At 41.7% G+C, this 10,134-nt stretch carries 6 protein-coding genes and 1 pseudogene; 2 read left to right on the forward strand and 5 right to left on the reverse strand.

Annotation, left to right across the window (positions count from 1 at the left end):
* The 5 genes and pseudogenes from HMPREF9073_RS14420 to HMPREF9073_RS14440 form a co-directional block, all read right to left on the reverse strand.
* Positions 1-1,612 (reverse strand): annotated as a pseudogene (locus HMPREF9073_RS14420) (DUF11 domain-containing protein); the annotation flags it as partial.
* Positions 1,613-2,021: 409 nt separating this feature from the next.
* Positions 2,022-3,293, reverse strand: coding sequence for a 2-oxoglutarate dehydrogenase complex dihydrolipoyllysine-residue succinyltransferase (gene odhB, locus HMPREF9073_RS14425; protein ID WP_009414363.1), 1,272 nt, complete (start codon positions 3,291-3,293; stop codon positions 2,022-2,024).
* 29 nt (positions 3,294-3,322) lie between these two features.
* Complete coding sequence (locus HMPREF9073_RS14430) at positions 3,323-4,279, reverse strand: DUF4299 domain-containing protein (RefSeq protein ID WP_009414364.1); 957 nt, start codon at positions 4,277-4,279, stop codon at positions 3,323-3,325.
* 399 nt (positions 4,280-4,678) lie between these two features.
* Positions 4,679-5,239, reverse strand: coding sequence for a TonB-dependent receptor plug domain-containing protein (locus HMPREF9073_RS14435; RefSeq protein WP_009414366.1), 561 nt, complete (start codon positions 5,237-5,239; stop codon positions 4,679-4,681).
* Between the two features lie 110 nt (positions 5,240-5,349).
* Entirely contained in the window at positions 5,350-8,124 is a 2,775-nt protein-coding gene (locus HMPREF9073_RS14440; RefSeq protein WP_009414367.1) for a 2-oxoglutarate dehydrogenase E1 component, read from the reverse strand.
* Between the two features lie 363 nt (positions 8,125-8,487).
* Between HMPREF9073_RS14440 and HMPREF9073_RS14445 the strand changes: the two genes are divergently transcribed.
* Both HMPREF9073_RS14445 and HMPREF9073_RS14450 read left to right on the forward strand, forming a co-directional pair.
* Entirely contained in the window at positions 8,488-8,967 is a 480-nt protein-coding gene (locus HMPREF9073_RS14445; RefSeq protein WP_009414368.1) for a Dps family protein, read from the forward strand.
* A gap of 182 nt (positions 8,968-9,149) precedes the next feature.
* Complete coding sequence (locus tag HMPREF9073_RS14450) at positions 9,150-10,070, forward strand: aspartate carbamoyltransferase catalytic subunit (protein ID WP_009414370.1); 921 nt, start codon at positions 9,150-9,152, stop codon at positions 10,068-10,070.
* Positions 10,071-10,134 lie beyond the last annotated feature (64 nt).

Below are 10,134 nucleotides of genomic sequence, written 5' to 3' on the forward strand. Positions count from 1 at the left end.
CATCGGCAGCTGTAAGTACAGCATTGGCTTGACAAAGGGTAATGGTTTCTTTATAGGCACATTTACTAAAATCAGTTGCAACGGTAAAAATTGTAGGGGCTTCGGTAGCCGCACCACAAGAGCCTGCTAGAGGGAAACTGTAGGTTTTAATACCACCATTAACAGGGTTTTCTACGCCGTTATAGGTAGCGAAAGCGCTGTTTTCCACCTCATTAGCACAAGGGTCACGCCAATCGTTACAATTATTAGCAACTTGTACGCCGAAAGATATTTCTTGCCAAGCACTACCTCTTTTCACTAAACTTTTATCTACCGTAAATTTTATTTCACGGGTATTGGGGTTGTAAGTTGAAGGAGACACGCCTGAAGGTACACTAATACCGCTTACATTATTTTGTAAACTTTTAGGGAGTATATCGGTGATTACCAAATCTTTAGCATCATCATTCCCGGTATTTCTGAAGCGTATTTTATAACGGAGAGAAGCGCCAAAGGCTATATTGGTAGCATTGGTAACATCATTATTAGCTGCATCGTACACGCGTTTTTCGAGAGCGATGTGAGGTTGTATTACCTCTACGCTGAAGGCGAACATAAAAGGATAGTAGACGTCACCATTTGTACTAGCGAAGAGGCTTGCTGAAGAGGTATTATTTCCTAAGATATTATTTCCTGCATTGGGGAGATCAAAAATACCTACATCGATACCCAGTAGGTTTCTGGATTTAGGGTTACGGTCAAAATTTTCACCGTTTTCATCGGTGATAAAACTTTTGAAGAAGTTTTCACCTCTTCCTGATGCATATTCACGTCCTGGGGGGTGAAGGTATACACCTAAATGAGATGTTTTATTAGTTTTTATTCGGAGTCCATCGCCATAATAAGCAACATCGCCCTCTAAAGCAGCAAAGGCGATTTTGGCTTTTACGGGACCTGTAGGGACAGTTGTAAAGCCATCAATTTTTATTTCTTTAGTGGTGTTAGATATTTCTTCCCAACCATCGAACAAGGTGATGTTACGCGCTGGTTTAGATAGATCTTCATAAACTATAAAGAGTGTCCAACCGCCGGCATAGCCTGTGCTTCTACCGGTAACAGCTTGTATATTAGCGACGGTGTAAGTACCTGCTACACCAATGAGTTTATCGGTAACATCGGCTACATATATATAGGCATCATTAGAATCTAAGATTTTTGTTCCTATGATGTCTTGGTAATTAGCTGAACCTATCTTAAATTTTACTTGGTTGAACTTATTTCTATCGACTTTATTTTTACCTCCATACCATCCCCAACTACTTGCTGCCCAATAGAGGAAAGCTTTTTTTACCTTGCGTTCGCAGGTACTTCCTGGGTTAGGGTCTTTGACATTTGCGGAGCTAGAATTGAAAGTATTAGGGTCGTTATCAATATCGACAAAAACTTGGTCTACCGATCCATTCACTTTGGTTAAATCATCAAAGTTACCTGTTTTAGTGGTACCTAATACAGTATTACCTACCACTATCATATCTCCTTTGACAGTGTTTTTATAACGTATTTTGAATTGCTGTGCTGTAGCGCTACCTATAGCGACTAAAAAGAAACATTGTAATAGTATAAACTTTTTCATAATGTGAATGAATGTATTTCTTAAAAATGCTAATTACTAGAAAAAATGTGTGTATTATTAGACACACTTATCCTTTGAAGTGCAAAAATACAATATTATTTTTACACAGAAATAGGCAATAAGAAATTTAACAGAAAATTAACGCTTTCGGGAGGCCCCCGACTCACTTACTCGGCAATTGCCGACAACCCCGAAGGGGGACAAGCCGGAAAAAGGTGGTGGGAGGTGGTGAGAATGGTGGGAGATGCGAGCCGCACAGGCGATAATGGAGCGGTGGGAGTTATGGGAGCTGTGAGAATTATGGGAGGGTGGGAGCGGTGGGAGCGGTGGGAGCGGTGAGGTAAAAGTTTGGGGAAACTCTTACCTCTTAGCTCTTACCTCTTACCTCTTAGCTCTTACCTCTTAGCTCTTAGAGTTCAAGGGCTTGTTTTGGGTTGCCGTTCATTAGGAGCTCGATGGGATTTTCAAGAGCTTCTTTTACTGCTACTAAAAATCCTACTGATTCACGTCCGTCGATGATACGGTGGTCGTAAGAAAGGGCGACATACATCACGGGGGCAATTACTATTTGACCATTGCGCACTATAGGGCGATCGACGATATTGTGCATACCCAAAATACCGGATTGTGGTGGATTTATAATAGGAGTAGACAACATTGATCCGAAGACACCTCCATTGGTAATGGTAAAGGTACCTCCGGTCATCTCATCGACCGTAATTTGTCCGTCACGAGCACGGGTAGCTAAACGTTTTACTTCGGCTTCTACACCTCGGAAGGAGAGGTTCTCGGCATTACGAATAACGGGAACCATCAAGCCTTTAGGGCCTGATACGGCGATAGAGATGTCGCAGAAATCGTAAGTAACTTTGTCTTGACCGTCAATCATTGAATTGACATCGGGGAAGAGTTTGAGGGCGCGTACTACTGCCAAAGTGAAGAACGACATAAAGCCGAGACTCACGTTGTGACGTTCTTTGAAAGCGTCCTTATATTCGGCGCGCAACTGGTAGATAGCCGTCATATCAACCTCATTGAAAGTAGTGAGCATAGCGGTTTCGTTTTTAGCACTCACTAAACGTTCGGCTACTTTACGGCGCAACATACTCATCTTAGCACGTGTTTCACGACGCACACCTCCTGTGGGGGTTCCCATTGATGGCTTAGAAGCTTTAAGAGCGTCGTTTTTGGTGATACGACCGCCTTTGCCTGTACCTACTACTGTTGATGCAGGAATCTCGCGTTCTGCTAATATCTTGCGAGCGGCCGGTGATAGTCCTCGATCTCCTGAAGTGGGAGAAGCTGGTGCGGTGGGAGATTCTGATTGCCTCCGTTCCCCCGAAGGGGGACAAGCTGGTGTGGTGGGAACAGCGGGAGGTGCGGGAGCCTCTTGTTTCACTGGTTGCGATGATGAAGGGACTGCTAATGAAGGAGCTGCTGGAGCTTTTGCTTCAGTATCAATCAAGCATACCACTTGTCCTACTTTTACGGCTTCGCCTTCTTCGGCTTGCAATGTAATAATTCCGCTAGCTTCAGCGGGAAGTTCAAGGGTTGCCTTATCGGAATCTACTTCGGCAACAGCTTGGTCTTTAGTTACGTAATCCCCGGTCTTTACAAGCCAACGGGCTATTTCTACTTCGGTGATAGATTCCCCAGGTGAGGGGACTTTCATTTCCAACATATCGTTTAGTTTTAGGTGTTAGGTATTAGTTATTTCGTCGTTAAAAAGTTTTTCAATTTTGCTAAGAATCCTTTGCGTTCTTGTTTATCATTTTGCAAGAGAGTTTCGAGTTCTTGTCGGTTGAGGGTTATAAGCATATAGTGACCATCGAGTTTTTGTATTTTCTCTTGAGGCAATCGCTCTAAAAAGGTTTTATAATCAAGTCCGTCGAGTACCTCATAAGCATCGGGGTCGTTTTCATCGCCGTTGATGACTACTAAACTAATGCGCCACAACTTTACATCGTCCTGACTGAGGTTTACTTGGGTAAAATCTACAAAAGGCGGATATTCATAAGGTAAAATAGTAGGGACACCCTCTGTAAGAGCATAAGCTCCCATCACCTCTCCTTTATCATTTCTAAAAAACTGCTGACGTGCGATATATGCATCAGGGTGCTCATATAGTTGTTTTTCTATAAGCTGACTAAAGGCTTTTACCTTATCTTCGGCAGCTAATAACCGTTTTATCATTTCGTCTGACAAACATATAGGGCGATAGACACCGAACAGATAAGATCCTCCTTTTTCACCTTCATAACATTTGATGCCAAATTTAATATCGTTTCTATAATTGTACGTAATGGCATTGGGTTCATAAACTTCTCCTTCTTCATCAACTACTTTGCTACCCAATGCGGTGGCTACTTTGCCAATAAACTCGTACGCACCTAACCAATCGGCTTCGGTACTGGGAGTAAATACGCGCACACCGTAGTCTTGGGTTTCGGTGTCGTAAGAGACTTCAAAACCGCGACCACTAATGCCTTCTTGTCCCATCAGCATATAGCCCCAATCACTAAGCGGTGCATTCATCACTTGGGAGTAATGTTCGTTGTTATTATCAATAGAGTATTGTACAAATCCGTCACGCTGGAGGTTGAGCAATTGCTGAGGAGTCATTTCTTCAGGTGCTTGTGTATTTTTAATGTAAAAAGTTCGGCTCATTTTTTTTATAGGTAACAGGTGTTAGGGGTTAGGTGCTAATTTAACGTGAGTTCGACGTAAGTAATTATTAAATAATCAGTAAAATGTTTTAAATCTCCCACGAATTTCACGAATTTTCACGAAATAAGGGCTGTAAAAAACTCTTTACTTTACATTATCTCACGAATTTTCACCTGACGGTGAATTATTTTGTGAGTATATCTGAAGCAAGCACTCTTAGTTGAGGCTCTACAAGGGAAATACTATCTAATACAATTAAAGCTGCAATAGGCTTTCGCTGTGCTGATACAGTTCCGATGATAAATAAACACAAGAATGTAATAATTGTTTTCATTGAGGTTAATTTAGAGTTTGCAAACTCGTGGCACGAGGCTGTAGCTCATACTGAGGGGGGCTATTTTATGGAGTTTTCTCTATTAGAGGTATATCCAACTTTTCAGGATTACCTTTTAGAGTAACCAAAATCACTCCATTTTTAGCTTTCTCACCGTATTTTTCAGTAGCTTTTTTGTCTTTCAGCACTACGATACTCTCTACTCTTTTAGGGCTGACATTGTTCATAAAAAGCTTTCCTACTTCAGGATCTGAAAACTCTACATCATTGACAACAACCAGAGGAAAATCTTTGTTAGGAACTTCTATTCTTGATAGGTTAGCTTTCTTAGAAGTATCTTTGCTTTTCTTCAAAGTAATGATAACCACTCCTTTTTCGGCTTTACTGCTACATAAAACAATAGCAGAAGGATCTTTAAATATGCTTTTAAGTACATTGATATTCTCAATATCATTAGGCTCAATTGCATTTAAAAAGATAGTACCTACCTTGTCGTCATCTATCAGAACACCATTCACCACGAGCAATGGCGAATTTTGCTCTCGTGACACAATTTTGGCAACTGTTTTTTGCGCTGATAGTGCATAAGTGGTTATCAACAATAGTAATGTAATGATTGCTTTCATATTGACGTTCAAAAAGCTCTATTTGTGAGGGCGAATTGCATTAGGGCGAATTGCATTAGGGCGAATTGCCATTAGGACGAATTGTCATTAGGACGAATTGCCATTCGCCCCTACGGAATAAATACGGCGGCAATGGCTTGGTTGTGACGTTTGCGGTCGCGGGTGTGACTACCAGAGGCGGGGGCTGCATAAGCAGGTGTGCCTACATAACGCCATTTTACCAAATCAAAATTCATTAGCATATAGCCATAAGCGCCCATATTTTTTGGTTCTTCTTGCGCCCATACGAAATCGGTGGCGTGAGTGTATTTGGCTATGATAGCTTTAAGCTGCTCAACAGGCAATGGGAACAACTGCTCAATACGTACCAAGGCTACATCGTCTCTACTGAGTTTTTCACGCTCGGCATAAAGGTCGTAGTAATAACGGCCGGAACAGAAAACCACGCGTTTTACCTTTTCAGCATTGGCGATAGGGTCGTCGAGCACTTCTTGGAAATGCCCTGCAGCTAAATCGTCTACCGTTGAAATCACTTGTGGGTGACGCAACAAGCTCTTAGGTGTGAACACTATCAAGGGCTTGCGGAAGTTGGTTTTCATCTGTCGGCGCAAGAGGTGGAAAAAGTTGGCTGGAGTGGTACAATTGGTTACATACATATTGTTTTCGGCACAGAGTTGTAAATAGCGTTCTATGCGCGCTGAGGAGTGCTCGGCTCCCTGGCCTTCGAAACCGTGAGGGAGTAACATCACTAAGCCGTCTTGGGTTTTCCATTTGCCTTCACCACAAGAAATATACTGGTCGATCATTATTTGAGCGCCATTGGAGAAGTCGCCGAACTGTGCTTCCCATATAGTGAGTGTGCGCGGACTTGCCATTGCATAACCATACTCATAGCCTAAGACTCCATATTCGGATAACAAGGAGTTATAGATATAGAAATTACCTGTTGCTAATTGTTTAGTTTTTAAGTCTTTTAAGAAACATACTTCTTCTTCAGTATCTTCAGTTTTGAGCACGGCGTGGCGATGTGAGAAAGTACCGCGTTGTACGTCTTCGCCAGTGATTCGCACATCGAAACCTTCGGTGAGGAGCGATCCATAAGCTAAGAGTTCCGCCATTCCCCAATCGATATGGTTATTAGCATACGCTTCTTTACGGTCGGCGATAATTTTCTTCACCTTATTAATAAAAGGTTTATCGGCGGGTAATTCGGTAAGTACGGCAGCTATCTGGTCAAGTTTTTCTTTAGCGATAGTTGTATTTACCTTTTGTAGCATTTCCTGAGGAGAGGCTATTTCAAAGCCCTGCCATTCGGTTTGCATAAAAGTTTTTAATATTGTAATCGGCTCTTTGCGAGAGGCTTCGAGGCAAGTATCGAGATATGCTTTGTAAGCATTTTCTATTTCGGTAACATACGCTTGTTGGGTAATCCCCTCCCCTATCAGTTTTTGTGCGTATATATGGAAAGAATTATCGTGTTTTCCGATAGTTTTATACATTATCGGTTGAGAGAATCGGGGTTCGTCGCCCTCATTATGACCGTATTTGCGATAGCCAAAGAGATTGATATACACATCTTTGCCAAAGGTTTGGCGGTAATCAATTGCTAAGAGGAAAGTATGTACAACGGTTTCGGCATCATCGGCATTGACGTGAAGCACAGGTGATTCGTTCATTTTTGCAATATCGGTGCAGTAGAGAGAGGAGCGCGAATCGGAAAAATTAGCAGTAAAACCAACTTGGTTGTTGACCACGATATGTACAGTACCTCCATTAGTAAAGCCACGCAAGCCGCACATCTGTACAGTTTCGTAGACGATACCTTGACCTGCAACGGCTGCATCACCGTGAATGAGTATAGGCAAGGCTTGACGGATATTTCCTTGACAATAGCGGTCTTGTTTAGCGCGGGTAATCCCTCCAACGAGTGCATTTACAGCTTCGAGGTGTGAGGGGTTTGGCACTAAGTTCATATCGACGGTTTTGCCAGTACGGGTGTTGCGCTGGGTGGTAATACCCAAGTGGTATTTCACGTCGCCATCGAACCAATCGTCCATTTCGTAATCTTTACCATCGAACTCGGAGAAGATATCTTGTGGATTTTTGTGGAATATATTAGCTAATACATTCAATCGACCGCGGTGCGCCATACCGAGTACGACGTGTTTTACGCCTTGTTCGGCAGCTACTTCGATCATAAAATCGAGACCCGCTACAAGGGTATCATTACCTTCTAATGAGAAACGTTTTTGACCTACATATTTTGTATGTAGGAAGTTCTCAAAAGAAGCCGCTTCGTTGAGTTTTTGAAGGATTTGTAGTTTTTCTTCTTTAGAAAAGTGAGGGGTATTATGGTTTTGTTGTAATCGTTTGACAAACCAGTTGCGTTCTTCGGTATTGCGAATGTGTTGGAACTCCACTCCTATAGATTTACAATAGGTAGCTTGGAGTTTTTCGACGATAGTGCTGAGGGGTGCGGGGGCTAAGCCTATTTCGCGAGCGGCATCGAAAGAGGTGTTTAAATCGGCGGATGTGAGTCCGTAGTTTTCGATAGCCAAGGTAGGGGTATAAGGCTCACGAGGGCGTAGCGGGTTGATTTGAGCGAATAAGTGTCCGTAAGTACGATAATCGTTGATGAGGTTGAGAACAGCGAATTCTTTTTTGACCTTATCAATCAAGGCGGGGTTTTCGTCACTCACTACTTGTTGTGCCATTGCGGGTATAGCTTCTTCAACGGAAGTGCCATATTGCTCTTGAGCAAAATCAAAACCTTGGAAGAAAGCGCGCCAACTGGGTTCTACCGCATCGGGGTTTTCTAAATATTTATCGTATAAATCACCGAAAAAGGCCGTACTTGCGGCATTCAAGAAAGAATACTTATCCATAAAATAGCAATTGTTTCGTTTGACTTTCGTTAATAATAGGCAAAGGTAGTATTTTGTTTTGAATTAGCAAGGGGATTTGTGTTAAAAAAAATAAGATTTTTATAAATATTTGATTTTCAAGTATAGTGGGAGCGAAATGAGGGGAGCACGAGCTACAAGCTCACGTTAGGGAAGGGATAATGGGAACTGTGGGAATTGTGGGAGCTGTGGGCTACAAGCTTGCGCCAGCGGGAAAAACTCAGATAATCTTGGAGAGTCTCGGAGGAGGTAATAGCACTATTAAAAAAATCTATTAAATTTAATTATTGTATTTAACAAATTTATTATATCTTTGCAGCGTAGAATTAAAAAAATAACAACATTATGAAATTAAATACCTTAGGGCTTGACAAAGCCAAAGTAGAAAAAGAAATCGGCTTGCTAAACGTATTGCTTGCCAACTATCAAACGTATTACCAAAACTTGCGTGGTGTACACTGGAATGTAAAAGGAAAACGCTTTTTTGAACTTCACGTAAAATTTGAAGAGCTTTACACTACCGCTCAAGAACAAGTAGACGAAATTGCTGAACGTATTCTCACCCTTGGAGGTGTGCCTTTCCACACTCTCGAAAGCTATGTGAAACACACTTCTGTTCCTGTAGGTGAAAATATTTTTGACGATGATAAAACAGTGCGTTTGATCATTGATACTCTTAGCGCATTATTGCCTTTGGAAAGAGAATTGTTGAACTTCTCTGACGAAATAGGCGACGAGGGTACTAACTCACTGATGAGCGACTTTATCTCTGGACAAGAGAAAACTGTTTGGATGCTTAAAGCTTACTTAAATGAAGTTGTGTAATCAATTGATTATTGACAATTGACAAAGTGCGGTGTTTCATATTGTGAACATCGCACTTTTTATTTCGGAGGGAGGTGAGAGCGGTGGGAGTGGTGAGAACAGTGGGAGCGGTGGGAATAAAAAATTGTTGTTAATTAAGAAATTATTATTACTTTTGCACAACCACTTAAAAAGAATATAAAATGAGTGCATTGAGTGTGAATCACCTATTGGGTATCAAGTATATCACTGAAAAGGATATACAGTTAATTTTTGAGACTGCTGACCATTTTAAGGAGGTCATCAACCGTCCTATAAAAAAAGTGCCTTCACTGCGCGATATTACTATTGCTAATCTTTTCTTCGAGAATAGTACACGCACACGCCTATCATTTGAATTGGCAGAAAAACGCCTCTCTGCTGATGTGATTAATTTTTCGGCTTCACAATCTTCAGTTACTAAAGGAGAAACTTTGGTAGATACTGTAAACAATATCTTATCGATGAAAGTGGATATGATAGTAATGCGCCACCCTAACCCTGGTGCGGGAGTATTTCTCTCACAACAGGTGAAGGCTTCGATTGTAAACGCTGGTGATGGAGCTCACGAACACCCTACACAAGCGCTTTTGGACTCGTACTCCATACGAGAACGTTTGGGTGAGGTAGCAGGTAAGAAAGTAGTGATTGTAGGCGACATATTGCACTCACGGGTGGCACTTTCTAATATTTTTGCCCTTCACAAACAAGGTGCTGAAGTGATGGTATGCGGGCCTCAAACGCTCATTCCTAAATATATACACGCATTGGATGTGAAAGTAGAAACTGACTTACGCAAAGCACTGAATTGGTGTGATGTAGCGAATATGTTGCGCATCCAAAATGAGCGTTTGGACATTAGTTATTTTCCTTCTACTCGCGAATATGTACAACAATACGGACTCACCAAAGAGATTTTGGATAGCTTAGACAAAGAAATTGTGATTATGCACCCAGGACCTATCAACCGAGGGGTAGAAATCACTAGTGAAGTAGCTGATAGTGACCAATCAATTATCTTACAACAAGTAGAGAACGGGGTTGCCATACGAATGGCGGTAATTTACTTATTAGCTAACAAGTAAAGAGGTAAGAGATAAAAAAGTTTTCCTTTAGGGGGCGTTTGCAAAACGCCCGTACATAACATAC

Origin of the sequence: Capnocytophaga sp. oral taxon 326 str. F0382 (genome assembly GCF_000318295.1) — a bacterium.
GTDB classification, from domain to species: Bacteria; Bacteroidota; Bacteroidia; order Flavobacteriales; family Flavobacteriaceae; genus Capnocytophaga; species Capnocytophaga periodontitidis.